Annotated in this window: 26 protein-coding genes; 9 read left to right on the forward strand and 17 right to left on the reverse strand. The window is 39.2% G+C overall.

What is annotated here, in order from left to right; translation table 11 throughout:
- Genes aroB through acpP form a run of 4 tightly spaced genes read right to left on the reverse strand, consistent with a single transcriptional unit; the run spans position 1 to position 2565 of the window.
- Positions 1-1092 (reverse strand): 3-dehydroquinate synthase, encoded by a 1092-nt coding sequence (aroB, locus tag EHQ70_RS07570; RefSeq protein WP_135585081.1) that lies wholly within the window; start codon positions 1090-1092, stop codon positions 1-3.
- Complete coding sequence (locus tag EHQ70_RS07575) at positions 1089-1553, reverse strand: NUDIX domain-containing protein (RefSeq protein WP_135585083.1); 465 nt, start codon at positions 1551-1553, stop codon at positions 1089-1091. The genes aroB and EHQ70_RS07575 overlap by 4 nt, the downstream gene beginning before the upstream one ends.
- Positions 1550-2278 (reverse strand): ribonuclease III, encoded by a 729-nt coding sequence (rnc, locus tag EHQ70_RS07580; RefSeq protein ID WP_135585086.1) that lies wholly within the window; start codon positions 2276-2278, stop codon positions 1550-1552. The genes EHQ70_RS07575 and rnc overlap by 4 nt, the downstream gene beginning before the upstream one ends.
- Positions 2279-2331: 53 nt before the next feature.
- Entirely contained in the window at positions 2332-2565 is a 234-nt protein-coding gene (acpP, locus tag EHQ70_RS07585; RefSeq protein ID WP_100744393.1) for an acyl carrier protein, read from the reverse strand.
- A gap of 374 nt (positions 2566-2939) precedes the next feature.
- Between acpP and EHQ70_RS07590 the strand changes: the two genes are divergently transcribed.
- The 3 genes from EHQ70_RS07590 (at position 2940) to EHQ70_RS07600 (ending at position 7643) form a co-directional block, all read left to right on the forward strand.
- On the forward strand, positions 2940-4508 hold the full coding sequence (locus EHQ70_RS07590; RefSeq protein ID WP_135585088.1) for a sulfurtransferase: 1569 nt from the start codon (positions 2940-2942) through the stop codon (positions 4506-4508).
- Between the two features lie 106 nt (positions 4509-4614).
- The gene (locus tag EHQ70_RS07595) at positions 4615-6525 is read left to right on the forward strand and encodes a DUF1538 domain-containing protein (RefSeq protein WP_135585090.1); all 1911 of its coding nucleotides are present in this window, start codon (positions 4615-4617) and stop codon (positions 6523-6525) included.
- Complete coding sequence (locus EHQ70_RS07600; RefSeq protein WP_135585091.1) at positions 6522-7643, forward strand: P-II family nitrogen regulator; 1122 nt, start codon at positions 6522-6524, stop codon at positions 7641-7643. The genes EHQ70_RS07595 and EHQ70_RS07600 overlap by 4 nt, the downstream gene beginning before the upstream one ends.
- Before the next feature lie 125 nt (positions 7644-7768).
- Here the strand turns inward: EHQ70_RS07600 and fabG are convergent, their stop codons facing one another.
- The 7 genes from fabG to cmk all read right to left on the reverse strand — a co-directional run bounded on the left by fabG (position 7769) and on the right by cmk (position 13746).
- Positions 7769-8530, reverse strand: coding sequence for a 3-oxoacyl-ACP reductase FabG (gene fabG / locus EHQ70_RS07605; protein ID WP_004787563.1), 762 nt, complete (start codon positions 8528-8530; stop codon positions 7769-7771).
- Positions 8531-8607: 77 nt separating this feature from the next.
- Positions 8608-9630: a phosphate acyltransferase PlsX gene (plsX, locus tag EHQ70_RS07610; RefSeq protein WP_135585093.1), complete on the reverse strand. Its 1023-nt coding sequence runs from the start codon at positions 9628-9630 to the stop codon at positions 8608-8610.
- 5 nt (positions 9631-9635) lie between these two features.
- The gene (rpmF, locus tag EHQ70_RS07615) at positions 9636-9836 is read right to left on the reverse strand and encodes a 50S ribosomal protein L32 (RefSeq protein WP_015679024.1); all 201 of its coding nucleotides are present in this window, start codon (positions 9834-9836) and stop codon (positions 9636-9638) included.
- A gap of 67 nt (positions 9837-9903) precedes the next feature.
- A complete protein-coding gene (gene hisG, locus EHQ70_RS07620) occupies positions 9904-10518 on the reverse strand; it encodes an ATP phosphoribosyltransferase (protein WP_135585095.1) in 615 nt (204 codons plus the stop codon).
- Positions 10519-10521: 3 nt separating this feature from the next.
- Entirely contained in the window at positions 10522-11268 is a 747-nt protein-coding gene (locus EHQ70_RS07625; RefSeq protein ID WP_135585097.1) for a tetratricopeptide repeat protein, read from the reverse strand.
- Positions 11269-11272: 4 nt separating this feature from the next.
- Positions 11273-12973: a 30S ribosomal protein S1 gene (locus tag EHQ70_RS07630; protein WP_135585099.1), complete on the reverse strand. Its 1701-nt coding sequence runs from the start codon at positions 12971-12973 to the stop codon at positions 11273-11275.
- Between the two features lie 20 nt (positions 12974-12993).
- On the reverse strand, positions 12994-13746 hold the full coding sequence (cmk, locus tag EHQ70_RS07635) for a (d)CMP kinase (RefSeq protein WP_135585101.1): 753 nt from the start codon (positions 13744-13746) through the stop codon (positions 12994-12996).
- Between the two features lie 145 nt (positions 13747-13891).
- On the opposite strand from cmk, the gene EHQ70_RS07640 reads away from it, so the two are divergent.
- The gene (locus EHQ70_RS07640) at positions 13892-15424 is read left to right on the forward strand and encodes a PAS domain S-box protein (protein WP_135585103.1); all 1533 of its coding nucleotides are present in this window, start codon (positions 13892-13894) and stop codon (positions 15422-15424) included.
- Here EHQ70_RS07640 and EHQ70_RS07645 read toward each other — a convergent pair.
- The 3 genes from EHQ70_RS07645 to EHQ70_RS07655 form a co-directional block, all read right to left on the reverse strand.
- Entirely contained in the window at positions 15405-17003 is a 1599-nt protein-coding gene (locus EHQ70_RS07645) for a hypothetical protein (RefSeq protein ID WP_135585105.1), read from the reverse strand. The two genes, EHQ70_RS07640 and EHQ70_RS07645, sit on opposite strands and share 20 nt — an antisense overlap.
- A 109-nt stretch (positions 17004-17112) precedes the next feature.
- Positions 17113-17538 carry a hypothetical protein gene (locus tag EHQ70_RS07650; protein WP_135585107.1) on the reverse strand — a complete coding sequence of 142 codons (426 nt, stop codon included), beginning with the start codon at positions 17536-17538 and terminating at the stop codon, positions 17113-17115.
- A 120-nt stretch (positions 17539-17658) separates the two neighbouring features.
- On the reverse strand, positions 17659-18795 hold the full coding sequence (locus tag EHQ70_RS07655; protein WP_244288256.1) for a helix-turn-helix domain-containing protein: 1137 nt from the start codon (positions 18793-18795) through the stop codon (positions 17659-17661).
- Positions 18796-19051: 256 nt separating this feature from the next.
- Here EHQ70_RS07655 and EHQ70_RS07660 point away from each other — a divergent pair, with 256 nt between their 5' ends.
- On the forward strand, positions 19052-19684 hold the full coding sequence (locus tag EHQ70_RS07660; protein ID WP_135585111.1) for a DUF6272 family protein: 633 nt from the start codon (positions 19052-19054) through the stop codon (positions 19682-19684).
- Between the two features lie 86 nt (positions 19685-19770).
- Here the strand turns inward: EHQ70_RS07660 and aroA are convergent, their stop codons facing one another.
- Positions 19771-21057 carry a 3-phosphoshikimate 1-carboxyvinyltransferase gene (gene aroA / locus EHQ70_RS07665; protein WP_135585113.1) on the reverse strand — a complete coding sequence of 429 codons (1287 nt, stop codon included), beginning with the start codon at positions 21055-21057 and terminating at the stop codon, positions 19771-19773.
- 88 nt (positions 21058-21145) lie between these two features.
- Between aroA and EHQ70_RS07670 the strand changes: the two genes are divergently transcribed.
- Positions 21146-23683: a cyclic nucleotide-binding domain-containing protein gene (locus EHQ70_RS07670; RefSeq protein ID WP_135585115.1), complete on the forward strand. Its 2538-nt coding sequence runs from the start codon at positions 21146-21148 to the stop codon at positions 23681-23683.
- 38 nt (positions 23684-23721) lie between these two features.
- Positions 23722-24624, forward strand: coding sequence for an NAD(P)/FAD-dependent oxidoreductase (locus tag EHQ70_RS07675; RefSeq protein ID WP_135585117.1), 903 nt, complete (start codon positions 23722-23724; stop codon positions 24622-24624).
- Here the strand turns inward: EHQ70_RS07675 and EHQ70_RS07680 are convergent, their stop codons facing one another.
- A complete protein-coding gene (locus EHQ70_RS07680) occupies positions 24625-25311 on the reverse strand; it encodes a hypothetical protein (RefSeq protein WP_135585119.1) in 687 nt (228 codons plus the stop codon).
- An 83-nt stretch (positions 25312-25394) separates the two neighbouring features.
- Here EHQ70_RS07680 and EHQ70_RS07685 point away from each other — a divergent pair, with 83 nt between their 5' ends.
- Positions 25395-25799 (forward strand): hypothetical protein, encoded by a 405-nt coding sequence (locus EHQ70_RS07685; RefSeq protein ID WP_135585121.1) that lies wholly within the window; start codon positions 25395-25397, stop codon positions 25797-25799.
- 6 nt (positions 25800-25805) lie between these two features.
- Complete coding sequence (locus tag EHQ70_RS07690; RefSeq protein WP_135585123.1) at positions 25806-26297, forward strand: hypothetical protein; 492 nt, start codon at positions 25806-25808, stop codon at positions 26295-26297.
- Here EHQ70_RS07690 and EHQ70_RS07695 read toward each other — a convergent pair.
- Positions 26294-26779, reverse strand: coding sequence for a tetratricopeptide repeat protein (locus EHQ70_RS07695; protein ID WP_135585125.1), 486 nt, complete (start codon positions 26777-26779; stop codon positions 26294-26296). The two genes, EHQ70_RS07690 and EHQ70_RS07695, sit on opposite strands and share 4 nt — an antisense overlap.
- Between the last annotated feature and the right edge of the window lie 20 nt (positions 26780-26799).

Here is a 26799-nt window from a genome sequence, read left to right on the forward strand (position 1 = left end):
CTAGAATTTCCCTTTTTGACGTTTTAGAATTTCGAGAATCATTTTACGTTCTACGGAAACACCAAACTTTGGTTTCCCAAAATCTTCGAGTAACACAAACTTCAAAGAACTTCCTTCCTTCTTTTTATCATGTTCCATATGTTTGAGGACTAATTCAGGTTTTTCTTCTAATAAAGTGGGTAGTTCCAATTGATTCATTAGAGTGATTGCTTTTTTGAAATTAGATTCGGAAAATCCAGCTAACTCGCGAGATAATAATAAAGCTGTGACAAGGCCAATGGACACGGCCTCTCCATGAGAATATTTTTTATATTGAGTTAATGATTCGATCGCATGGCCTGTTGTATGACCTAAATTCAAAACGGCGCGTAATCCCGATTCTTTTTCATCTTGTGCTACAATTCCTGATTTGACCCGAACAGATTCTTCAATCGCATAACGAAGGATTGCCGACTTTTCAGAATATTCGGAACGTTTTGAATTTGTTATTTTTTCCAAAAAACTTCCACCATCAAGGAATGCGTGTTTTGCGATCTCAGCAAGACCACAACTCCATTCTTTTTCCGGTAAAGTGGAAAGTGTAAAGAGTGGAGCAAAAACAAATTCCGGTTGGTAAAAAGCTCCTACCATGTTTTTGCCAGAATCCACATTCACAGCGACCTTACCCCCTACCGAGGAATCCACACAAGCAAGGACTGTTGTAGGCACTTGAACAAACCGCACTCCTCTTTGGTAAGTAGCGGCAATGAATCCTGCGAAGTCTCCCACTACCCCTCCACCAAAAGCAATGATCACGGCCTTACGATCAGCATCAGTTTCAATGAGTTGGTTATAAACCTTCTTCACTCGATCAATGTGTTTATTTTTTTCACCTGGCTTTAAATAGATAAAGGAAAACGGAACTTTTAGGGTTTTTAGTTCTTTAGAAATATATTTTTCATAGATCCCTGCAATTTCGCGGCTGGTGAGGACATATACTTTGGATACCTTGGGAAGTGAATTTATTTTTTCACCTAGGCCTTGGAAGTCTTCGTGTAATTCTATCGGGTATCGAAAACCCTCGCCGATAATTTCACGCTCTGACAACTTCATGGTTCATTCACCCATGGGCTTGAAATATATCTAGGTTTATTTGTGCTTTTGGCTCGAAAGTAATGTTTTATGTCCGGCCTGATGTCCATTGACAAAATTTCTTTTGTAGTAAAATAACCAAATCCTGAGATTGCTTTTTCTTTTGGATTGAGAACCGGTAATAAATCTTTTACCTTTGTCAAAAAAACAAGTTGGATGAGGTGGCGTTTTTTATTTGGATCAATAGATTCATTCAAAAATAAAAAATCGATTTTACTCACTTCCAGAGACAATTCTTCATTTAGTTCTCGTTTGAGTGCTTCCTCTCCCGACTCACCAAATTCAATTCCACCACCGGGAAGTAACCAATACCCCGATTGTTTTTTCTGCTGTTGTACAAGTAGAATTTTTCCCTTAGGATCTTGGATGAGGGCTGCCACACGAACCCGCATCGATTTGGATTTTAATAAAAAATCGATCATAGTATTTTTAAAAAACGTAAGGCTGCTTTTGCTGCCATCTGTTCTGCCCGACGTTTGTTCTTTCCTTCCCCGTTGGATTGGAAGTGGTTTTCGCAAACCACGGAAACCTGGAACTCTTTGTCGTGGTCCGGGCCCTCTTCTTTCATAACGGAATATTCAGGTAATTTTTTCCATTTCTTTTGGCAAAATTCCTGCAAAATGGTTTTATAATCTTTTGTTTCTTCGGCATCATCCACCACCTTTTCCATGGTTTGGAAATGAGGAGTGAGAAAACTTCGGCAACTTTCCAGACCTTGGTCCAAGTACAAAGCTCCTAGAAAGGCCTCAAAACAATCTGCCTGAAGATTGAGGTTGGCTTCTCCCTTTTCTCTTTCCCCTCTACCGAGTAATAAAAATTCAGGGAACCGGTAGATACGCGCTAGTTTCGCGATAGCCGGTGCGGAAACCATTTTACTTTTTAATTTAGCAAGTTTCCCTTCTTTTCCTTTCGGTAAGGATCTATATAAAAATTCGGCGGCCAAAATTCCAAGAACAGAGTCTCCCAAAAATTCCAAACGTTCATTATCCGAAAGATAACGATCGGAGTCTTCGTTCGCAAAGGACCTATGAACAAATGCTAGGTGGAGAAGTGAAATATCTTTAAATTGAGTTTTTGTAAGAGATTGAAGTTCTTTGAGAGAGGAAATTCTTTCGGGAGGGAGTTTGATACGAATCGAGTCGGACAAGGTACAAAGATCCGGGTTCCTCTATGAAAGGAACCCGGTTTTTGGATTGGGAATTACCCCTTAAGTTTATCGATGAATTTAATTACATCGCCTACGGTTTGGATTTTTTCTGCGTCTTCATCAGAAATTTCCACACCAAACTCTTCTTCAAGAGCCATAACTAACTCAACTGTATCAAGAGAGTCAGCACCAAGATCATTGATGAAGTGAGCCTCAGGTGTTACTTCTGACTCATCAACGCCAAGTTGTTCTACGATGATTGACTTAATTTTATCGAAATCTGCCATTTTATATCCTCCAGGCCACTGTAAACAGTGGGGCAAGTGTTAAATCGTTTTCCGCCAGGTATATATGTACGCCTAGCGTTTTTTTAAAATGAAATTGTCGGAATTTTTGGCAAGTCTAAATAGATTATTTTCCTCTTGAAACCTTTGACATCGTTCTAACATCACCTAACCAAAATTAACCTGATCATACAAGCGACTATTTGCTAAAAAAGGACGCGAAGCAGCACAACACTTCTGAATTTCCAAAATCCTAGTCCGATTTCCAATGCTTTGCTCCATTTTAGCAGATTTAACTTCTGCTATAGCGGAAACAGCTTCCCCTATTCGTTCGGGATTACGAAATCATCCTTACGAATAAAAATAAGGAGAATTCCATGATTCAAAAATGGACCCGATCATTCACAACCTTCCTCCTACTTTCCTTTGCGGTATCTTGTACAGAAAAGAAAGAAGACAACAATACATTACTTGCAGGTTTATTGCTATTTGCGGCAAACCAAGTTAAGGTTAATACGGCTACCGATTTGGTAAACGAATCAGCAGATGATTACAACCAAAACAATTGGGGACTCATCACTGGTTCTACCTTGAACCGATTTGTATCCGATTGGACGGCAAACAAACCGAGCCATATCACAGGAAACCTAATCATCTTACAAACGGATGTGGCAAATAGAGCAACTGGTGATGGCACAGGCTGGAGCCCTTATGTAAAATCAGATGCCTCAAAGGGTGTCTATGTATACGAATTAAACGATTACAGAACCGGCTTTCGATTCAACCAAACCAGAGATTCTGGTCTTTTTTCCAATTCAGTTGCTTACCAAGCAAATGGTGAATTTATAGATGATTGGCTGAATACCTTTGGCATCAATCCAACTAAAGACTTAATTGTTTTTGCTGTAGGTACTGGAAATGGAACCACAGTTGCCGCTGCACCGGCACCAGCTACTGCTGCAGGTGGAGTTCAAGATATTACCCGCGGAGTGTATTGGTTAAGATATTGGGGTGTTGATATCAAACACCTTGCAATTTTGAATGGTAATTTGCGAAGTAACTTTTCCCAAACTTATACAGCCCAAACCAGTGGATCAAAAAGTACCCTTCCTGGAAAAGGAAATTTCAGTGTCAAAAGTATTCGAGTGGATAATACCATCATCACTTCTGGACTGGAAGACATTTACGAAATTGCGAAAAACAATCTAGAGGCACAAATCCCAGGACTCACCACAAAACAGTTCTTAATTGATGCAAGACCAACTCCGCAATTTGCAAGAACAGCATCCGGTGCAACAGGTGCGGCAACCACTTTCTACATCACATCGGCATACAATTCAGCTGGTGCCCCAGTGCAATGGGGACAAACGGGCGATGCAAATACTGCAAATAATGGCGGGAAGGCCTATGTACCTTTTGAAGGTTCTATCAAAGGTGCAGTTTCCTTTCCGTGGCTTGCTTTATTCGAGGGATTCACTGATGCAGGAACTGTTTCCACAAGTGATGCAGATGCTTTTGCCATTGGATATCGATACAAATCCAAAGCAGCTTTGAAGGCCATTTTCACTAACAAAGGTTACACTTCGGGTGCAACAGTGGTCAGCCAATGCCGAACCAATTTTGAAGCACAAGTGAATGGATTTGCCGCTTTGAATATCCTAGGGTATCCATCCACATACTATGACGGATCTCTCGTAGAATGGACGGCACTAACTGCTGGGCATGCAAGTTCCGCATTAAATAAAGTGCCAGCTGATTTCAAGTGGAGAACAGATTTAACCTCTGTGAGCTCCAATATTGGCTACAATACACAAACAACGGAGAACTCTGCAACAACGACCAATCCTGCAAGTACACCTACTATTCGAGTCGTTTCACCGCCAGTTGATCTCTTAGCAACCACCACAAAAAAATTCATCCAAGAAGATAAGGCGTATAAGTACTAATCTCTTTCCCAGTTTGCACACTTCGTCTCCTGGCATCTGCCGGGAGACATTCTTTTGTTATTTAAAATCCCTTTGCAAAAATGTTTTTGTCTGACAGTTTGTCATAATGGCAAGGAACGAAAAAGAAGAATCCATTCATATAGGATTTAAAGAAACATTAGCACTCATACTCCCATACTTTCGTAAAAAAATTTGGGAACAAACAAAGTCAGTCGTTTGGGTTGTATCCTATTTAATATTATTCCAACTCATTGTACTCAGAATCCCTATTAAAGAAGCAGGAGTGATTTCTTTAGGAATTTTTGCTGTTATCCTTGGATTAACCTTTTTTATGGAAGGTTTGTATTTAGGCATCATGCCACTTGGTGAAACAATTGGATTAAGACTTCCGCAAAAAGCAAACTTGTTAACAATCATGGTTTTTTGTTTGTTTGTGGGAATCGTTGCCACACTCGCAGAACCTGCTATCTCCGTATTAAAACAAAGCGGATCGGCTGTGAATCCTTGGGATGCCCCATTGTTGTTTCATCTACTCAACGAAGGTGCCGATGTGCTTTTTCTTAGCATCGCGATTGGTGTTGGTTTTTCTATCGTATTTGGGATCATTCGTATTATTTATGGAATTTCTTTATCTAAGTTTTTAGTACCAAGTTTGATCATTCTCATTTTGATCACGATATATTCCTTTAACAACGACAACTTAAGATTAATTTCAGGACTTGCTTGGGATTCCGGTGTGGTAGCCACTGGTTCTCTCACAGTTCCACTGATTGTGGCATTGGGTCTTGGTGTATCCAAAGCATCACGCACAAGCGATACAACCACAGGTTTTGGTGTAGTGACACTAGCTTCGCTCTTTCCCATCTTAAGTGTATTTGTTGTTGGTCTTTACTTTGCGCCAAAGTTACCCCAACCAATGTCTAAAGAAAAATTTTTTGGAAATGGAATCACCGTAGAACAATCCAAACTGATGTTTGGAGAAAAAAATCCAGAAACTCTTTTTGGAGCACATGAGAAAGAACAAAATACCCAGTTATCAATCCATAACAAATTAGTAAAAATCATCGAAGGAATTTTGGAAAGTTTTTCCGGTTCTCTCCAAGCCATCATTCCTTTAGCCGGATGTTTGATTCTCTTTTTATACATTATCTTAAGGGAAAGTTTACCTTTTACAGATGAATTGTATTTAGGAATTTTATTTGTCTTTTTAGGACTCGCTATTTTTAATTTTGGCATCTTTTTTGGACTCAGTAAACTCGGGAGTCAGGTAGGGAACAAACTTCCCTCTTCTTTTCGTTCCATTGAACTTACAGATTCCACACGAGAAATTAGAAACTTTAATCCAAAAATTGTTTTCACTGCCACCGACGAGCAGGGAAAAACAGAAGATTTCTTTTATTTAAAAGATAAAAAGTCTTTTTCTCAAATTCCTTTCCGCGATAAAAACTACGATTCCCAATCAGAGATCTACAGTTATGTGCCAATCCATGGACCGCTTTTTGGCAAAGAAGATAATCTTTTGGGATATTTTGTCGCACTTCTGTTTGCTTTTTTATTGGGCTATAGCGCCACACTCGCAGAACCAGCGCTAAGTGCCCTAGCGACAAGTGTCGAAGAAGTAACAGTAGGAACTGTAAAAAAAGCAGTTCTCATCCAAGCGGTAGGGATTGGGGTTGGACTCGGCACTTTACTTGGAATCTTAAAAATCTTTGTAGGGATTCCTCTTTTGTATATCCTTCTACCTTCTTATATCTTTCTCGTTTTTTTAACCTTACTCAGTAAGCCTGAGTTCATTGATATTGCATGGGATAGTGCCGGGGTAACAACAGGACCCATTACCGTTCCCCTAATCATTGTTCTGGGACTCGGAATCGGGAATCAGTTGAACATTGTGGATGGATTTGGAATTTTATCCTCCGCCGCAATCTTTCCGGTACTTACGGTGCTCATTATGGGATTGTGGATGGAAAGATCCCGAAGACAATCACTATCAAATATTGAGGCAGAAGAAAAATGAATCATTGCCAAGCCATTCGACTTACCGTTGTTGTTCACAAAGACATTGCAGAAGACGTTCAAAAAGTTTTTACCGATTTAGGTGTACCCTACTTCTCTCACGAACTCGGAAGGTATCCTATCCTCAAAAGAAATCATATTTTTCTTTTGAACCTATATTCCAGTGCTCAGTTGTATAATTTACCTGTTGTTATTTTTCAAGTGCTTACAGATAAAAAAACAGAAGATTTTTTATTCAACAAAATCATTGAATCGGCAGACCTTAGCATTCCTGGCCATGGATCCATATATACTGAAGAAATTTCCGTATTTAGTCCGATGGCAGAAAATCTAGTCTACCGAAATCCCATCAAAACAAAACCGATGGGATTTACTGGGCTCACCGGTATCTTTTGTATCATCCAAAGAGGGGCCGCAGACACCATGTCGCATTACATCCTAGAAAATGGTGTGGCAGTTCCAACCATTACTTATGGTGTGGGTCGGGGCTTACGAGACCGACTTGGGTTACTCAGAATCACAATCCCAAAGGAAAAGGAAATTGTTAAGTTAATTGTCCACTCTTCTGACGCAGAACACGCGTTAGACTTTATCATTGAAGCAGGGAAACTGGATTTACCTGGGAAAGGATTTATCTTTGAATATCCAATCAAACGAGGACTCATCAATACCAAGATCAGTTTGGATGGACCTAAACAAGCCGCAAGCATGGAACAAGTGATATCAGCTTTAGATCATTTGTATGGAAATATTGATTGGAGAAGGCAGTTTACGAACTTCCGGAAGGGTGCACGAAAAAGAAATTATTTCGAAGGTGTAAACATCCATCTCAATGCAAAAGAAGGCTCGGTTGAAAAAATACTGATGAAACTTTCTAAGTTAGGAATTTCAGGTGCGACCATTTCCCAGGACCGCTTAATCAAATTTGATGAAGAAAATAGTCTCTTTAACCCAGCACGTGATTCGGCAAATTTGCTCATCCCTAAAAAAATGTTAAACGAAGTGATTTCTGAACTAGAAGCTTTAAGATTTTTTGCAGAAGAAACAGAGGGGATTGCATACACAATGGAGATTCCAAGAGCTTTCTCTTATCAGTCGAAAGGGAATCAGAAAACATAAAAAATCCCCTCTAAACCCGAAAACATCCGGAATGAGGGGATCCAATGTAACGAATCGAAATCTATCGTTACCACTACAGTAACCATCACGAAAATTTAAGTGATGGTTACTAAAGTATCTAAATCTTAGTGACCGCCACCTGGTAAAAATCCTCCACCATTGATATCAAGGATATGTCCTGTGATAAAAGAAGAGGCATCAGATGCTAGGAATGCGATTCCGTTAGCGATGTCTTCTGGAAGACCAGCACGTTTGAGTGGAATTGCTTGCACCATTCCGTGTCTGATGTTTTCAGGGATTGCTTCAGTCATTTCAGTTGCGATAAAACCTGGAGCGATTGCGTTACAACGAACTTTTCTAGAAGCCATTTCAAGAGCCACAGCTTTCGTAAAACCAATCACACCTGCTTTAGAAGCAGAGTAGTTTGTTTGTCCAATGTTTCCGTTTTCACCAGAGATAGAAGAAAGGTTGATGATCGATCCACCATTTTCTTGTTTCATCATGACTTTGATGGCAGCTTGTGTACAAAGATAAGTTCCAGTAAGGTTTACTGCAATAACAGAGTCCCACTGCTCTTTTTTCATTCTCATAAGGAGAGTGTCACGAGTAATCCCTGCGTTATTCACTAGGATGTCTACAGTTCCAAATTCTTTTTTTGCTGAATCAATTAGTTTTTGAGCATCTTCTTCCACAGAAACGTTTGCTACTACTGCGATTGCTTTGTAACCTTTGGATTTTAATTCTTCAGCTGTTGCATTCGTTGCTTCTGGATTCATATCCGCTACAACGATGTTAGCTCCAAGAGAAGCTAGTTTCAAACAAGTTGCTTTTCCAATTCCTCTTGCTCCACCTGTTACGATGGCTGTTTTTCCTGATAAACTAATCATTTGGTTTTTTCCTCTTTTTTTCTAATTCCTAAAAACATTTTCTAAACTAAATCAATTAAAATGAATCCTACTGGTTTCTAAGCCGAATCGCCGAGTATTGTTTTGTATTCACCGAGTCTTGTGCGAATCCTCTCGTTGATTCCATGTTTGGCGCACTCAGCAATGACACGTACAGCATTTTTTACTGCCAATGCATTGGACGAGCCATGACCAATCATACAAATCCCTTCCACTCCTAGTAGAAGTGCACCGCCATATTCCGCATAGTCTAAACGTTTTTTCACAGCGTTAAATGTTGATTTTAAAAGTAAGGCACCTGTTTGTGCAAGGCTCGATTGTCTGATAGAATTTCTTAAAACATTAAAGATAGATTTTGCAAGGCCTTCTGTTGCTTTGAGAACAATGTTCCCAATAAAACCATCACAAACAACAACGTCTACTTCACGACCACCACCATAAAGATCGCGGCCTTCTACGTTTCCTACAAAGTTAAATGGGATTTTTTTTAAGAGATCAAAGGTTTTGACGGAGACAGTATTTCCTTTTTTGTCTTCTTCCCCATTGGAAAGGATTCCAACTTTGGGATTTTGAATTCCAAAAAGTTCTCGTGAATAAATTTCACCCATCACTGCAAACTGTGCTAAATACTCTGGTTTGCAATCCACATTGGCACCAGCATCTAATAAGAGTACAGGTGGTCCTTCTTCTCTTGGAATATGTGCGGCAATAGGTGGCCGCAAAACGCCAGGTAGGCGACCTAGATGTAACAATGCAGCGGCCATAGTTGCACCAGTGTTTCCCGGAGAAAACACACCGATACATTCTTTATCTGCTACTAAACGAACTGCTTTGACTACGGAAGAATCCTCCATAGCGCGGACTGCTATCGAAGGAGAATCATTCATACCGATGATTTCAGTAGAATGAATGACACGGACTTTCTCTGTGTCATAATCAAATTTTAACAAGATATCAAGTAACTCTTGTTCGTCGCCGACGAGATACACAGACAGTCCGAATTCTCGAACTGCCAGTACCGCGCCCTCGACGATACCTTCAGGGCCGTAATCTCCGCTCATCGCGTCCACGGCGACCCACATAATGGTTAGTTATCTTCGGTCGTTTTTTTAACTTTTTGAGCGACTACGAGTTTTCCCTTATAAAAACCGCAATAAGGGCAAACACGGTGGGACAGAACAAATGATCCACAATTGGAACACGGGTTTAAGTTAGGTTTGCCTATCGCGTGATGGGCTCTTTTTGTTCTAACTTTCGATTTTGATTTACGTCTCTTTGGGACTGCCATGGCTATCCTCTATGGAATTATAACTGGTTTTTACTATGTTTTGGAAAACGAATGTGAAAACAATATTTTAATTTTCTAGGCTCTCGATAAGAGACCGTAATTCGGTGTGTTTGTGATAAAAAGAGGAGCGATTGCAGACGAAACGGGCTGTACTGTATAAAATAGACTCAAATTCCTTCAAACCATTGGCTTTTAGGGTTCCACCAGTGGAAACTAAGTCCACAATACAGTCCGAAAGACCCACAATGGGAGCAAGTTCAATCGAACCATAGAGTTTGATGATTTCACAAGAGATCCCTTTGGAAAAAAAATACTCTCGGGTAAGGTTTGGGTATTTGGTCGCCACTCGCACTTTGGAACGTTTGGCAAATAGATCGAAGTCGGGGAATGAGGCAAGAGAGAGCCTACAAGCTCCTAGTTTCAAATCTACGGGGGCAATGAGGTCAAATCCACCTTCTCTTAGAATGTCCCAACCCACAATGCCGGCATCAGCAGCAGCTTCTTCCACATAAGTGCAAACATCTTGGGATCTGACAAATAAAAGGCGGAGTCGTTTGTCTTCCGAGACAAAGGTGAGTTCTTTCGAACCCTCGGATGGCAAAGATTTTAGCCATCCTTTGGATAACAAAAGAACCGCAGTTTCTTCGGCAAGCCTACCTTTCGGAAGAGCCAAAGTTAACATAGGTTAGTTTTTACCGAGTTTGAGGAGTAAATAACTAGAAAGGAGTTTCACATCTTCTTGTGATTCCGCCCCGTCTAGTTTGACTGCTTTTTCAAGATACTGTTTAGCGCCCGCCTTGTCTCCGTTAAGGTAAGACAATCGGCCTGCTTGGTAATAAGACCAAGCCTTAAAACCATTTAGTTCTCTTGCTGGTTCGATGACCGCAGCAGCAATTTTATAATTTTCTAAAGACTTCGTGTTGTTTTTTTCGCGTTCACGGTAATTACCCGCAACGTAAAAATAAAGAGCTTTGATTTCTTTAGGAGTATCAATTTTTTTAGCAGCATCTTCGAGATATCCGGCAGCTTTCCCGAACTCTCCTTTTTCTGCGTAAAGTTTAGAAAGATCCTTCCAAACCCTAAGTTCCATTTTACCGGTGCTTTGGTTTTGTAAAAAGGTTTCTAAACTTTGGATTTGAACATCAAGACCAGCTTTCGATTTCTGTTGAGTGAGTTTCAAATCTTCTAGTGTGACTGTTTCTTTTTCAAACAAATACGCTCGGTATTCGAAGAATCCGATAATCACAGCTAACACAACAATGGCGGAAGCAAGACCGATAAAAACGGACTTACGATTACGCGCCAAAAAATGCGTGAACTTTAAGAATACTAATTCTGCTTTGGAACCTTCAAAATCAGCGAACTCATCCTTTTGGATGAGTTCTGCTTGTTTCTTTTGTTCGATTTGGTTTTTTTTATGAAACTTATCCATGGACCTATCGGTTTTGGTTTAAATTCATAAAAGAACCGATGGATTCACGTGAAGGTTGATTGTCTTCCTTCATGTATTTCGCCATCTCTTCACGTTCTACTGCTTTATCAAAGTCTTTGATAGAGAGAGAAATTTTCTTATTGTTTGGTTCAATTTTGACAACTACGGTGCGAACAGAATCGCCCACTTTGTAAAGATCTTCTAACTTAATGTTACGACCATCTGGAATTTCAGAGATATGAACAAGACCTTCGTAACCTGGTTCTACTTCTACGAAAACACCAAAACTAACAATCGATTTCACACGACCTTCCACAAGGGTACCCGGTGGGTATTTTTTGCGAAGAGCTTCGTATGGATGTTCAGAAAGTTGTTTCAATCCACAGCTGATTCGTTGTGCATCTAAGTTCACATCAAGGATTTTGTATTGAACCGCTTGGCCTTTTTTGAGGAGGTTTAGAGGGTTCTTTTCTTTTTCATCCCAAGTGATGTCAGAGATATGAATGAGTCCTTCGATTCCACTTTCTACTTCAACGAAAGCACCGTATTTGGTGATTCCAGTGATTTTACCTTCGAGCACGTTTCCGGCACGAACGTTAGCAGAAAGAGCTTCCCAAGGGTTAGGAAGTAATTGTTTGAGTCCGAGGGACAAACGTCTTGCTTCGAAATCAATATCCAAAATTTCGGAATCTACTTCTTGGCCTTTTTTCAAAACATCTTTTGGATGTGGTGGTTTTTTTGCCCAAGAAAGTTCTGTAGTGTGGATGAGTCCTTCGAGTCCTTCTTTGAGTTCTACGAAAGAACCAAAATTAGTAAGAGAGGTCACGATTCCGCGAACCACCATTCCTTTTTCGAGTTCTTTTTTCGCCCAAATCCATGGATCTTCATAAAGTTGTTTGATTCCAAGAGAAAGTTTGTTGTTCTCTTTATCAACTTCCAAAACAACCACTTCGACTTCGGCACCGATGTTGAAGTATTGTTTGAAAGGAGCAAATTTTTTGTAAGAAATATCGTTTTGGCGAAGAAGTCCCACTACCTCGTAAACAGAAAGGAAAACACCAAAGTTTGCGATTTTTACAACTTTACCGTTTACTTTGTCCCCAACTTTTACTTTGCCAAGGAGTTCTTCCCACTTCTCGCCGTTGATTTCGTCGAGGAGGGTTTTGCGAGAGACCACACCGGTTCTCGTTTTTTCGTTAAGTTCAATGATTTTGAATGAAAACTCTTTTCCACCTTCAGTGGATTCTTTGAAACGAACGCCTACATGAGATGCAGGTAGGAATAATTGAATTCCTTCGCTTTCTACTAAGTATCCTTTGTTTTTAACTTCTCCGACAATTTTACCAGAGAGTGGATATCCGTTTTGGCTTGCGTCTTTGATGGTTTCCCAACCAACTCTTTGGTCCGCTTCTTTTTTGGAGAGGACACAATATCCGTCGACCCGCTTCTTAATGATCGCACTGACTTTTTCACCGCGTTTTGGCGTTTCAGAAAAGTCTTCACGTGAGACACGAGCTTCCAATTTTTCTCCAATATCAAGGAAAACAGTGTCACCAATGACATCGACTACAGTCCCTTCAATGAGGGTACCTTTTCCTGCGGAGTTTTCTTGTTCTTGTGCTTGTGACTGCGATTCCCACTTCTCTAATAGTTCACCGAAGGAAGTGGTCTCATTTTTGGGGGAGGATGGGTTGGTTGAATTCAATGGTTACCGGGATACAAAACCTAGATTTGCCCAGAGGATGAAACCTTGGACAGGATAGTATTTAGGACAGTTTCCGTGTCGAGGGTGCTCGTGTCAATCAGGATTGCGTCGGAAGCTTGTTTCAGAGGAGCCACCGTACGGGTAGTATCACTTTCGTCCCTAGCCTCAATCTCGTCCTTAATGTGGTTTAGGTCGGCTTTGAAGCCTTTTGATACTAATTCATCGTATCGGCGTTTGGCCCTCACTTCCACAGAGGCGGTCAGAAAAAATTTAAATTTGGATTTAGGAAAAACCTCTGTCCCAATGTCTCGGCCATCCATCACCAATTTATGAGTTTTGGCAAATTCACGGATGTGGTGGTTCAGGATTTCACGGAAGGCACGTCTCGGAGCAATGTAACGGATTTTTTTTGTGATTTCAGGATCTCGGATTTCTAAACTTATGTCTCTTTCTCCAAGGAACATCAAATTTTCTCCGGTGGAAGAAAGTTCACAGTGTACGGGAATTTTTGCGACCGAAAATCCGAACTGCGCTTCGTCTTTTTCCAAAAGAGTGGCGTCCGCTAATTTTTCAGTGAAGAAAGGAAATCTAGACTCATCTTCCTTAGTTTCTAAAAACTTTTCCCATATAGCAAGAGTTAATCCTCGATAAAAGGCTCCTGAATCCAGGTAAAGATATCCGATTTTATGGGCAATCATACGTGCGAGTGTACTTTTTCCGGAGCCCGCAGGCCCATCAATGGCAATGACGTTTTCTATATTTAAAAGACTCATGGTTTTATATTCTAAAACTAGAACGGGAATTGATTTCGTCCAGAGGAATTCTTAAGGCAAACTAAGACTAACCGGCGGTAAACGATTTTACCTTGACATCAGAATTTTCACGCATACTGTCAACGACACCCAAGGCGGGGTGCTAGTGAAACTTAGAAATCGCAATCTAGATCCAGAACGCATTGCTGACTTCGAATGTTTCCGAAGTGGGATCCTAGAACTCATCGTAAACAATACAACCCTTCCTGAAATCTTAAACGAAATTGTCCAAGGGATTGAAACTTTAAATCCCACAATGATCTGCTCTGTTGTTCTCATCGAAAATTCTAAAATCAAAATGGGAGCTGCCCCTTCTCTTCCCAAAGTTTATAACGATGCCATCGAAGGAGTCAGAATTGGACCAGAAGTTGGCTCTTGTGGTACTGCCGCGTACACTGGTAAACGTGTCATTGTGGAAGATATCGGAACTAGTCCTTTATGGAAAAATTACAAAGACATAGCTCTCAGTGTGGGTCTCTATTCTTGTTGGTCGGAACCCATCCGAACTCATTCAAACGAGGTCATTGGAACCTTTGCCATTTATCATAAAGAAATTTCCAGTCCTAATGAATTTGATATCTTTATCATTACGGAAACGGCTGATCTTGCCAGCATTGCCATAGAAAAATCAATTGTTTCAGAAAGATTAACCGAAAGCGAAAAAAGGTTTCGTAATTTTTTTGAAAAGAACTCTTCTGTTATGCTTATCATCGAACCAAATTCTGGTGATATCATCAGTGCCAACCAAGCTGCAGTTCAATACTATGGTTACCCACATGAAGTTTTAACCAAGATGAAAATTGATGAGATCAATACCTTACCTCCCGAAGAAGTGAAAGCGGAGAGAATGCGGGCCCTCGCAGAAGAAAGAAGTTATTTTTCTTTTCCACACAAACTAGCAAATGGTGTCACCAAACAAGTAGAAGTTTATTCCACACCGATTGAAACAAATAACCGTCGTTTGCTTTTTTCCATTGTCCATGATGTTACGGAAAGAAAAACTGCAGAAGAAAAAGTAAAATCCTTACTTTCTGAAAAAGAATTAATTTTAAGAGAAGTCCACCATAGGATCAAAAACAATATGACGATCCTTTACAATCTACTTGATTTACAAGCAGGATCAGAAAAAAACGTGGTGGTAAAAAATTCTCTTAAAGATGCCACGAGCCGGATCAAAACCATGGCTCTTCTCTATGATAAACTATATTCAGGGAAAGGTTTTCGTGAATCTGCACTTAACGAATATTTAATTCCTTTATCTGAGCAGGTCATTTCTTTATTTTCCTATCCAGTAAAACTAAATACAGAAATAACCAACCAAGAATTATCCGCAGAGCAACTCCAGGCAATTGGGATCATCACAAATGAACTTCTCACCAACAGTTTGAAATATGCAAGAGAAGAAGATAAAGAATTAGAAATTACCATCAAAACATGGAAAGAGGATCAAAACTTCCAATTGCTCATTAGCGATAATGGAAAAGGTTTCGACCCTCAAATCACAAAATCAGAGAATCTAGGTTTTGGGCTCACCTTAGTGACTATGTTAGTCAAACAAATCCATGGAACTCTTACCTTCCAAGGAAACAAAGGAGCCGAATACCAAATCAAATTTCCAATCAGTAAACCCCATCTTTAATCGCTGGAAAAGTATATCTAAATCTTTTTTTAGAACTACCTAGATAAGCAAATTCCATTCGAATGTTTTGGATATGACTGGCATCGTTACCACCATCTAAATACAATCGCATTTCCTTCTCCATAGTATTTCGATAAAAATAATTATCTTTGATGTAATTATACATTTGAAGATATAAAACTTGGTTTTCTTTTGATAGTTTAGGGTTTGGTTTGTTCGCGCTGATGCTCGCAAATTTTAATTTTCCATTCAAAAAATGTAAATTTGAAGAAAATAAATAATTCATGGGACTTGTTTGTTCCATTTGAATCACAAGCGGAAGTTTGACTTGATTACAATTCCAATAGAATCGAAGTGTAGGTTCTCTTTCGTTTACTTCTTTCCAATAAAACTCTAATTCGTTCTTTGTATTACAAAACTCATTTGACTTTTCATCTGAATTGGGAACACGAATCGAAGTTTTTGGGAATACCGAAAATACCGACTGATTTTGGCTTACCTTAGAATAAACTCCATGGGGAACCCAAACTTTGTTTTCCAATTCCAAAACCATTCCTTTCGCCCGTTCTTCTCCACTTCTTTTTTTTAATTCTGTAAAAAGAGATGAGGAAAGTGTTTCAATGAACTCAGGAAAAAATCTATCCCCTGCATTTGTTTTTGTAATCGCTTGAAAGATGGTAACATCGGCGAGTTCACTTCCGACAAGTTCTCGATACTGCCAAAGTAAAGAAGGAATAAAGGCAAAATCTTTTTTAAAATCGGATTCAATGGTTGCATCATAAAATCCAATCTCTTTATCCAGACGAAAGGAAGAAACTAAAAGTTGGCGTTTGACCGCTTCGCATGTTTTGTGAGTGTACAATTCCGGATGATTTAACAAAGACGCAGCATAATAATCGGAAACTCCTTCTGCCAAGGAACGACCAATCGCGTTGTTGCCGAGATATTTCCCTGTGATTAGATGAGTGTATTCATGATAAATAGAATCGGGACAAGTTGCCGTATCGATGATCCTTTCAAAAGCAAATGTGCTGAGGACTGGGAAATCCCATTTAGGAGCAAACCACATCTCGCTATTCCAATTTCCATTGGATTCTGCCGGAGGGATGGTAAGGGCTGTATTCTTTAAAGAAACTTTGGTATCAAAATAATCTGTCGGCGAATACGCGTATGGTGCATCCACTCTCACAATTACTTTTGGTTGGAAGTTTGTAATTTTCTCTTTTGATCCCGACAAAAGGGAAATGGTTTTGAATTTAGATTCGATTTTACGAAGTTGGAATCCTAAAGTTAGTAATTTTAAATTTCCTTCTACTTGTTCTAAAGGGATTGGTTCAAGATCCAATTTTGAATGAATGGCAAAATTTTCTAATACATAATGTGTTTGTGATTTGAGACCAAGTTCTTCTAAGGTTACTTTCTTATGTATAAACTGTCGACGGTCCCCATCCCAGTCCAAAACTTGATTTTCTTTTTTTACTTCAGCAGTTAGGTTCACACCAAAGAGGAATGTAAAAATAGAAATCCAAAAGTAGATTCTTTTTTTTCTATTAGTTCCTTGAAACTCTATACTCTTCATTTTTTACTCGATTGTTTTTTGTGTTAAAAAAGAGATCTTGTTTCTACTAACCATTCAGAATGGATAGAAACAAGATTCTTAAGTTTTTATTTACAAAGACCAGAACGGATTAGAATCCAAGTCCTACGGAATCATACATCCCGCCAGAAACAACGTTTCCAAATCCACCAGTGTGAATGAGTAATCCAACTACTGCAACCACTGTCACAGATGCCAAAACGTTTTCAAAAACTTTGAAGTTTGCTCCGTGTAAGTAGTTTCCTGTAGATTTTTTTAATTGGATAGAAGAAACAATACTCTCCAAATCTTGATCAAGAGTTCCTGCGAATTCAGCATTTTTGATTTCTCTACTGATTCTTACGAATTCTTGTGGAGTGATATGAGCTTTTAAATACTCATGTGCTTCATGGTTAGTCATTCCATTGTTTACTAAAACTCGCGCAGCTTCTTTTACACTCATTTGGCTTGCAGGTGCTGCAAATGTAGCTTGGCTTAAAAACGCAATCGCTAGAACTAAACTGATTTTCTTTTTCATGGGATTATCCTTTGAATCAAATTTGTTTTTTGTGGGATTTGTTTTTCCCTCTCAAACTTGAATCCATCCTACTACGAAAAAGAATCCGAATCGTCTGGATCGATCGAATTGGATTGAAAACTACGACCGATTGGATCGAACTGGATGTTTTTTCAAAATTTTTTCTCTATATTCTCTCGGAGTGGTTCCTGTTTCCTTTTTGAAGGCTTCATTAAAGGTAGATTTGGATCCAAAACCGACATCATAAGCAATGGCAAGAAGAGACCTTTCCGGTTCTTTTTCGATTTTTTCCTTAGCCTCATTCACTCGGTAAAGATTTGTGTATTGATAAAAACTTTGTTTGATTTCTGTATTTAAAAATTCAGAGAGTTGGTGAGAACTAAGATCCATTCTTTCCGCTAATTCACGAAGGCTTAGTTTTTCTTCACGATAAATCTTTTCTTTTTCAAACAAACTCGCGAGTTTGTTCCTGACTTCTTTGTGATCTAGTTTGGAAATTTGTGAGATCTTTGCCTTTTTTTCATCTTCTACAATTTTTCGAACTTCCAAAAAGAAATCGGGAAAACTCTGTCGGATCACATATAAAAAACATAAAAAAAATCCAATGGCAATTCCTGATAATTGGTGAGCGGTTTGGCCTCCAGTGACCAAAGTTTTCAATCCATTCAACGACAATGCCAAACAAAACCCAACAATGATAATCCCAATCTTAAGTGTATAATTCTTACGAAAGGTACTCCAACGGATCTGTTTGGATATCCTTCTAAAAATACGGAGCATACACCAAATATAAATCAAAATGGTGGGCAAAACCAAAAACAAAGGCCGATCCAAGAAGGGGTTTTGGCCGTTATTTTCACTTTCTAAATAATAAGTTTTGTTCCAAAAATTCCAAATCATAATCAAAACAAATAAGGAAACCAAAGGAACAATTCGGTAAGATAATCTACGGAAAGAACGGTATTTCCCTTCTAAAACAGTGAGAAAGTATTCATCTAGTAACACCCCGAGACAGGCAACAATCGGCAAATCAGTTAGGTACAATGGATAGAACCACTTCATTTTCCCCGAAGAAATTAGATAAAAATTTAATAAATGATAACCGGCTCCTAAAAAGATAATCCCGAGTAAAATTTGTTTTCTATTTTTATGGTAACTGAAAAATTCTCCGATTGCGTAAAGTAAAGCGAGTAATGTAGAAAACAAAAGAAAGAAGTTTAAGGATTCATTGTGAGTTTGGAGAAAAGAAGACATCATAATACCAGCTGGTTTGGAGATTCAATTTAAATTAGCACTGTTTAGACTAATAGTGATTTCAATCCAAGAAATGTTACCATTCATTTTCCGTACAAATCGAATATTTATTTCCAAATGATTTAACATAAATTTGAAATTTTCTGGGACACAATTTGTCCGGTTCGATCGAAACGGATTATTTTAAAAGTAAGGACCGATCCACTCAGACGACCAAGTTTCCCTTTTAGGGTATCCTTAAATCATAAAGAGGTGCCCAATGTCCTTTGCCAGTTTTTCCAATCAGAGATCCACAATCACAGAAAAAACAAACGAACCAATACTTTCAGAAGAAAATAGAAACCACAAGCTAACTATAGTTAGCGAAGACAAATCCCTTCTCGAAGGAAATAGTTTTTATCATAGCCATCTATCCATTTCTCTATCTGCGATAGATATGACTTTTTATTGGAAACGTTGCGATGTATTATCCAATTTTATCTCTCAGTTTTATTTCCATTCTTATGAATCCAAAAGATTAGATAACAATGCTATTTCCACAATCATCAACGAACTTGTAGAAAATGCGGCAAAGTATTCGGACAAAGAAAACAGTAAAATTTTTGTAGAGATAAAAGACTTAGGAACTCATTTGCGTGTAGAAGTCAAAAATAGAGTGACCCCTTGGACAAAAACAATTTTTGAAAATAAAATCCAAACCATCCAATCAGGAAATATAGACCAATTGTATTTTGAAGCCTTAGAAACAAGAAATCATGGAACGGGAACTACTGGGATTGGCCTTCTGATGTTACTAAAAGACTATCAATTAAATCTTGCTTATGAGTTTACCAAAGTTGATGAATTTAGTTTTGAAGTGACGATAAGAGTCCATATCCCAACAATCACTTGAACCCAAAACCTTAACGAACGAGATCTTAAATTAAGTTTTTAAAAAACTTTGAATTAGGCATTGGTTGATACCTGATTCAAAAAAATTTAAAATGATTTTAAGATCTCAAAAAATCCTGGAAAACTTGTGTCCACCCAACTTGTGTCATCAAACGTAAGTTCCACGCCTGACAATTTAGAAAGGATGGCAAAACTCATTGCAATTCTATGGTCCATAAAAGTTTCAATCGCAGTGGGTTTGATATCTTTTACTTCTCCAAATTCGTATCCATCTTTGGATTCGTTTACAGAGACCCCAAGTCTTTCTAAATTGGAAACCATAGACAAAATACGATCTGATTCTTTGGCTCTAAGTTCTTCTGCGTGAGAGATTTGGAATCCCCCTTCCGAAAATAATCCAGCAATGGTAAGAATCGGAATTTCATCGATGATGGAAGGAATCAAATCTTCTGTAATCACAGACCTTTTTAACTTCGAAGGATAAACTAGCAAATCTCCAATCTCTTCGCCGCATTCTTGTCGTTTGGCGGTCACTTCAATCCGACCACCCATATTTCTCAGAACAGTGATGATACCCACTCTAGATGGATTGAGACCAATATTACGAATGAGAAGAGGTTCTGCCCCACCGGCACAAAGGCCAAAAACAATATAGAAGGCTGCACTGGAAATATCACCGGGAATCACAAACTTAGCGCCTTCAAAATGATATGGTGGTTTTACAGAAAAATGCACCGGTGAATGATGCTCGATATTCCCGCCTAAAAACCGAATCATATTTTCTGTATGGTCGCGGGACAGTTCGGACTCTCTATACTCAATCGAAATCTCCGAAGCAAGGGCAGCAAGCACGAGTGCACTTTTGATTTGTGCCGAAGCAATAGGACTAGTATAAGAATAATTTTTAAGTTGTTTTCCACTGACAAGAAGAGGAGCCCGATCATTTCCTTCCACGGAAACAATCTCCGCACCCATTTCCCTTAGTGGATTCATGATCCTTGCCATCGGTCGTTTGCAAAGGGAGGCATCTCCCGTAAGAGTGGCTGTGACCCCGGGAAGCCCAGCAAGTAATCCTGCAGAAAGCCTGATTCCCGTCCCTGCATTTCCAAAATCCAGAACGGAGGCTTGCGATTTTAAGTTGTTTTTCCCAGGACTTAAGACGGAATAACTTCCCTTTCCGATGGATTCGACTGAAAGCCCTAAACTTACAAAACAATTTAACGTATGAAGAGGATCTTCCCCTTCTAAAAAACCATGAATTTCGGATTTTCCTTGGGAGAGTGCACTAAAGAGTACCGACCGATGCGAGATGGACTTATCTCCTGGGACATAAATTTCTTTTTTGGCACTTAATTTGGTTTGGGGCTTCAACATGTTGTATTTTTCTAAAAAGTATTTTGCAATTTGGTGCTTCTTTATTAGGTTTTGACGGAAACCAAAGTTTCGCAAAACGAACAACCAAATGCCTCTAGATACCAGTAAAAATAACCAAAAGATCCCAGTCAATCCAGGTGAAGTCCTTTTCATCGGAGGCAAAGCCTCGACTTCCATGAACATCCTACACGAAGGATCGGTTCGAGTGGAAACCACTTTGGGAGACACAAGCATTGTTCTCTATAGTTTAGAAGGAGCAAACCTCACACCGGGTATCTTTGCTCTCCTTGAAGGGACTCCTTATCCTTATACCATTCGCGCCAAAACATCCTGTGTCATTTCAACCTATGTGATGAACCAACCCAATGCCAAAAAAACTCTCACTTCAAAAGTTTCCGTGGGTGTGATGGCAGTAAGAACTCTACTCAAAGAAATCGGAGAACTCTACAAACGAGTGCTTTCGATCAAAGGTCTCTCTGCAAAGTTTGAACAGACTATGGACAACTTGGGTGCTGTGTATTATATTTTAAACCCTTCCATCTTTTCAGATGTAAGTCCAGGAGCCCTCATCACTCGTGATGAAAATATCATTGATCCTGTAATGAGACTCATCCGAAACAATCTTGCTGGGTTCCAAGAACACGGGGGAATTTTACCAGACAAACCTAGTGTTACTTTTTTAGAAGAAGACCATGGTGAGTTTTTTGAAAGGAACTATAGCGAGGCTGTAGAATGGAACGATGCTGAATTTCATTTCATTCGTAAAATCCTTTCCGTGAATCCAAAAATTTCACAAGCCTTGTTTGAAGCCGACCCAAGTTTGTTACAAAGTGCTGCTGAAAGTTATGTAAAAACCTATCGAGAGTTATTCGAAATTTTAAACAAAGAAACATATGATCTTTCAGAAATGTTGAACTCTATGTTTGCTGGAGAAAACTCTCTCATTGAAAAATTTAATTTAACTTTAGATCTATTCAACACTGGGTATTCCACAATTCCTTCTACTGTGTTGTTACCTGTGACAGAATGGGCGCTCAAAAAATCAAAATCCTTACTCGAAGAATACAAACAAATTTTTGGTTCACCTTTTGCTTCTGTAGGAAACAGTTTAGACAAATTAGAAACTAAACAAGCTGAATTAACTGGTAAATACAGCCACGAACTATCCGCACAAAAAAACAAAGAAGAACTTTCGGCGCAAGGGAATGGAACCATTCATGCAGGAATTGACACAAAAGCTCTCAAAGTAGAACTTCTAAACTCTGCAAGCCAAATCCTAAACTATTCACAAGTAGATCCAGATTCTGTAAAAGAGTTCTCCACCTTGATGGTAAAACTCAAATCCTTTAAAAACCCATTGGACCCCGAACCAGACAATCGTAAAATTAGAAGGACAATTGCAAAAACCTATTGGGAAGTTTATAAAAAATCTTTTACAAAATGGTTACAAGCGGGCAAACAAGCACCCAAAGCCGTTGAACTTATGTTACGTTATGGTTACTTCGATGAAACCCTATTGGATGAGGGACATATCGTTGAACTGGTTAGCAGATTACACCAAGGTGGCGGTAATCCAAGCGCACCAATCCATTACGGAACCGATTGGTTAGAAAGAATTTATTCACGTGAAGCCCCAACTTCTGTAGATGAATTAGGACAAACGTTTTTCGAAAAATTAAAAATGGATCTAAAAGATTCAGGAATCAAATCGGAAAAGGACATCCCACCTGATTATGATACAGGAGAAGCAAGACTTGGTTCTGAAATTTCATCCATGTATGAACCAAACGTTCGTTTGACTTCTGGTAACATTGCCAGCCACTTCCCTATTTTAACAAAATACCATATCACAATTCCTTTAGAGAAATGTTTTGTTTCCAAAGAAGATGTAGAAAAAGCTCTCCAATATATTTTAGGAGTAGATTACACTGCCTTCAATAGAGAAGTCATCTATCGCAACGAAGAGCTTGGGATCAAAAGCGAATTTGTTCAAAGATCCATCATTCCAGACTTTATCTTAGTTCCTTCCATTGGACCAAAAATCATGATGTGGCAGGATCTTTCTATTTTCCGTGGAGCGGGTTCTAAGGAATCGAGAGGCCGTATTTGTATCCCTCACTTCGTAACAGGGGACTTAAAAACCTTTATGTTAGAAGCCATTGCTGCTTTCCGTTGGGAACTTTGTAAAAATATACTTGGTCCAGACTGGAACAACGTAGGAATTCCATCTGTCACGGCAGATTACACGGATTATGTGCAGTTCTACAAAAAGAGTAAAGACCTTTCCCCAGAACTCAAAGAAAAAATCTCTTCCGAATTCAAACGTTTCCGTACTGACCGAGATAAATTTGCTTATGATTATTCTATGTGGATTCGGTATGAAGCAGAAGGTGTTCAGAGGGTCAACCGAGTGGTTCGTTCGATCTTCTACCGCCACATTCCTTTCCATAAAAACATCCGAGAAAAAGTCAGCGCCCAACCAGCTTATGCTGACTTACACAACCGGTTCAAAAACGTTCGCACACGCCAACACAAGGAATTTGAAAACAAATACAAAAAGTATATGGATGCCAACGGGAATCTACCCAAAGAACTCTATGAAAATTTAACTTTTTACGAAGTTTAATCCTTGCCAACTTCCATAGATGCAACACGATTGCATCTATGGAATCCGCTCAAACAATCGACATAACCATCATTGGTGGCAGCTTTTCTGGACTCTCCGCTGCCCTTTCCCTTGTTCGTTCTCTTAGGAACATCATTGTAATTGATTCCGAAAGACCTTGTAACAAAACCACACCCGCTTCGCATAACTTTATCACTCACGATGGAGAATCTCCGAGCCAAATTCGCTCTAAAGCTCTAACGGACTTAAAAGAATATCCAAACTTTAAACTTCAGTTAGGTGAAGTAACCGAAATTCAAAAACAAAAATCAGGATATTTAGTAAAAGGAAATGGATTTACAGAAATCCTAACCACTAAAATTATTTTTGCCACAGGACTAAAGGATATCTTACCTGAGATTCCTGGGTTTGTTGAATCTTGGGGAAAATCTGTCATCCATTGCCCCTATTGTCACGGATATGAATATGTGGGAAATAAAACAGGACTATGGATGAATGAATCAGGTATATTCGAACATTCTAAATTCTTAAAACACTGGTCTAAAGAACTGACTGTTTACACAAACGGCCCAATCCAATTTCCAAAAGAAGAACAAATTCAATTAGAAAAAGAAGGGATTTCGATTGTTACGGAAGTGGTGAAAACCCTGGTTCATAAAGAAGGCCAAATTTCTGCCATCCGATTGGACTCCGGAAAAGAAATTCCCATAGAGGCACTCTACACAAGGTTACCTATGGTACAACATTCAAAGTTACCAGAAGAACTTGGATGCAAACTCCTTCCGAGTGGTCATATAGAGGTTTCTAATTTGTATGAAACGAATGTTTCCGGTGTTTATGCAGTAGGAGATATGGCTTCGATGTTTCGATCGGTGGCACATGCAGTCCACTCTGGAAACATCGCAGGTGCTATGCTCAACCGATCGATAATTTTGTCTTAATTAAACTTCTTCTACAAAATAGGGTCTTGTGTATTCCCTGACAATTTCCACCACAAAACGACCCCAGGATTTGGGGTCTTCTTGAGAGATATTGACCTGTTTGATTTTTGGAAAATAGGCAGCGGGTTTAAAAACAGAATGGGTTAACTCCAAGGCTCTGAGGTAGTTGTCCAATCGTTTTACTTTTACAAAATTGATGATTTCGTTTTGGATTTTTTCTTTGGGGAGGTATCCCACAATGATCATCCGCGGGAATAGGTTTTTTTTCAGTAGGCCGATGAAGTCTTCAAAACTATCCACTCGGTCGATAAACCCTTCGTAGGCACCACCACCCAAGTTCATGATCTGGGTTACGATATCCATAGAAAAGGAAACCCCTTCCATGGTAGACATATCAGAGATGATGACAAGCCCCTCGTCCGGTTGGAAGACCTTAAACATATCCACGCCCTTAAAATGGCGGCGGAGGAGTTTGGCAGCCGAAACATCGATTTCCTGTGCCTTGGCAAGGAGAACCTTCCCCTGAGGGTCGAGAATAGGGTCTCGCGTGATGAGATACCGTTTTTTCACGGCATTTTGGTTCATGACTCGAAAGGCCTTTACTTTTTCCTCGATTTCATCCAAGGTTGAGTATCCAATCTTAAGTACATTTTCCCGTTTGCGTTTCCCGATGTCTGTTTCTTCCATGAAAGCTTGGTGCCTAAATCTTTGTATTGCTTATCCTATGGCAATTCTACCAATGTATAGCATATTTTTGTCTAAGGAATAGAATGAGGTTTAATTTTTCCCTATTTCCCCTACTCTTACTTGTCATCAGCTGTTCTTCGGTGGATTTTATCCCAGAACCTGATTATAGGCCAAATGATTCCCGTTATAAGGTCAAATCCTGGGAAGATGTTGAAATTCTCCGTGAACGTCCCAAACGTCTCTTTAAAATTGTAGGAGAGGTGATCATTCGCAATACGGAAGACCTCACTTGGGATGATTATGAGCCGCGTGTGAAAAAGGATATGTTCCAACGCAATATTGATGGAGTTTGGATGACAGAAAAAAACCAAACTCATATCGATTCGGTTACGGTGGAAACGATGGACCAAAAAGGTCGTTCCACCAATTCCTACTTACAAAAATCGACCCTCCCTAGTTGGAAGGGATATGCCTATAGGTACAAATAGAATTTTATGCCGAGAATCTTTGACTCAGAAATCTATGTAGCTCCGAATGATGAATGGATCTTTCGTGAGAACAAAATCGATAAAGAAGAGATTTTACAATACTTCCGAAACAATCTCCATGGAAATCCTAAGGGAGTTTATATTGAGAACAAATTCGGAGAACTCTCCGAACATGGATACGTAAAAATTGATGGATGCCCCTGCCATGTATTACATGTGGAACCAACCAATCATGAATTAGTATTTCATACGGATGATGGAAGGAGTTATCCTTTTGGTGAATTTGAAATTTATGAAACGAGTGATGGTGGGCTAATAGGCCTTCGTTCCGCAGAAGAAAAAATAAAATACAGGTTCACTTGGAATGCTGCAAAAGAACTTTCGGATCATTTAGAAGAAGAAGGTGAATCCACCTATTTGGAATGGAACGGAGTGAAAATGGAAGTGCCTAAGTATTTGGGAGAGATTGTTGTCCCTCTCCCAACAGATTTTTCTTAATTAGAAGGAGCTTCTTCGTCAGATTTTAATTCTCTCCAAAGATCATTTGCTTCTGAAAAGTCTTTCTTCAAAGTCAGTGCTTTATGAAGGTATTGTAAGGATCTTTCTGGACGATTCCATAACTTATATAATGTTGCTAGATTAAAATAAGAAATATGAGGGGCGTCGTTACGTTCACAACGAATGGATTTTTTTAGCCAATACACGGCTTCTTTATCATTGCCCATACGTAATAATAAAACACCAATTTCATTACATGGATTTCCATACTCATGGTTTAGGCTCACCGCTTTGTAATAGGAAGCAAGGGCATCTGACCATTGGCCGAGGGCGTTTTGGACCAAACCTAAATAAAAATAGGCTTCTTCGGATTCTTCCAATTCCAAACTGGAACGAAGGTGGAATTCGGCTCGGTCTAAATCACCGACTTTGAAATGGTCTTTTGCTAAATCTAATGAAAGTTGGAAAGAACTAGAAGACAATGAGATACTCGCCTGTTTTC

It is taken from the genome of Leptospira congkakensis (assembly GCF_004770265.1).
GTDB lineage: Bacteria > Spirochaetota > Leptospiria > Leptospirales > Leptospiraceae > Leptospira_A > Leptospira_A congkakensis.

Bases quoted from the DNA above. Each gene is read 5' to 3' on its own strand.
- aroB (WP_135585081.1), bottom strand. From the start codon at position 1,092: ATGAAGTTGTCAGAGCGTGAAATTATCGGCGAGGGTTTTCGATACCCG.
- EHQ70_RS07575 (WP_135585083.1), bottom strand. From the start codon at position 1,553: ATGATCGATTTTTTATTAAAATCCAAATCGATGCGGGTTCGTGTGGCA.
- acpP (WP_100744393.1), bottom strand. From the start codon at position 2,565: ATGGCAGATTTCGATAAAATTAAGTCAATCATCGTAGAACAACTTGGC.
- EHQ70_RS07590 (WP_135585088.1), top strand. From the start codon at position 2,940: ATGATTCAAAAATGGACCCGATCATTCACAACCTTCCTCCTACTTTCC.
- EHQ70_RS07595 (WP_135585090.1), top strand. From the start codon at position 4,615: ATGGCAAGGAACGAAAAAGAAGAATCCATTCATATAGGATTTAAAGAA.
- EHQ70_RS07600 (WP_135585091.1), top strand. From the start codon at position 6,522: ATGAATCATTGCCAAGCCATTCGACTTACCGTTGTTGTTCACAAAGAC.
- fabG (WP_004787563.1), bottom strand. From the start codon at position 8,530: ATGATTAGTTTATCAGGAAAAACAGCCATCGTAACAGGTGGAGCAAGA.
- plsX (WP_135585093.1), bottom strand. From the start codon at position 9,630: ATGTGGGTCGCCGTGGACGCGATGAGCGGAGATTACGGCCCTGAAGGT.
- rpmF (WP_015679024.1), bottom strand. From the start codon at position 9,836: ATGGCAGTCCCAAAGAGACGTAAATCAAAATCGAAAGTTAGAACAAAA.
- hisG (WP_135585095.1), bottom strand. From the start codon at position 10,518: ATGTTAACTTTGGCTCTTCCGAAAGGTAGGCTTGCCGAAGAAACTGCG.
- EHQ70_RS07625 (WP_135585097.1), bottom strand. From the start codon at position 11,268: ATGGATAAGTTTCATAAAAAAAACCAAATCGAACAAAAGAAACAAGCA.
- cmk (WP_135585101.1), bottom strand. From the start codon at position 13,746: ATGAGTCTTTTAAATATAGAAAACGTCATTGCCATTGATGGGCCTGCG.
- EHQ70_RS07645 (WP_135585105.1), bottom strand. From the start codon at position 17,003: ATGAAGAGTATAGAGTTTCAAGGAACTAATAGAAAAAAAAGAATCTAC.
- EHQ70_RS07650 (WP_135585107.1), bottom strand. From the start codon at position 17,538: ATGAAAAAGAAAATCAGTTTAGTTCTAGCGATTGCGTTTTTAAGCCAA.
- EHQ70_RS07655 (WP_244288256.1), bottom strand. From the start codon at position 18,795: ATGATGTCTTCTTTTCTCCAAACTCACAATGAATCCTTAAACTTCTTT.
- EHQ70_RS07660 (WP_135585111.1), top strand. From the start codon at position 19,052: ATGTCCTTTGCCAGTTTTTCCAATCAGAGATCCACAATCACAGAAAAA.
- aroA (WP_135585113.1), bottom strand. From the start codon at position 21,057: ATGTTGAAGCCCCAAACCAAATTAAGTGCCAAAAAAGAAATTTATGTC.
- EHQ70_RS07670 (WP_135585115.1), top strand. From the start codon at position 21,146: ATGCCTCTAGATACCAGTAAAAATAACCAAAAGATCCCAGTCAATCCA.
- EHQ70_RS07675 (WP_135585117.1), top strand. From the start codon at position 23,722: ATGGAATCCGCTCAAACAATCGACATAACCATCATTGGTGGCAGCTTT.
- EHQ70_RS07680 (WP_135585119.1), bottom strand. From the start codon at position 25,311: ATGGAAGAAACAGACATCGGGAAACGCAAACGGGAAAATGTACTTAAG.
- EHQ70_RS07685 (WP_135585121.1), top strand. From the start codon at position 25,395: ATGAGGTTTAATTTTTCCCTATTTCCCCTACTCTTACTTGTCATCAGC.
- EHQ70_RS07690 (WP_135585123.1), top strand. From the start codon at position 25,806: ATGCCGAGAATCTTTGACTCAGAAATCTATGTAGCTCCGAATGATGAA.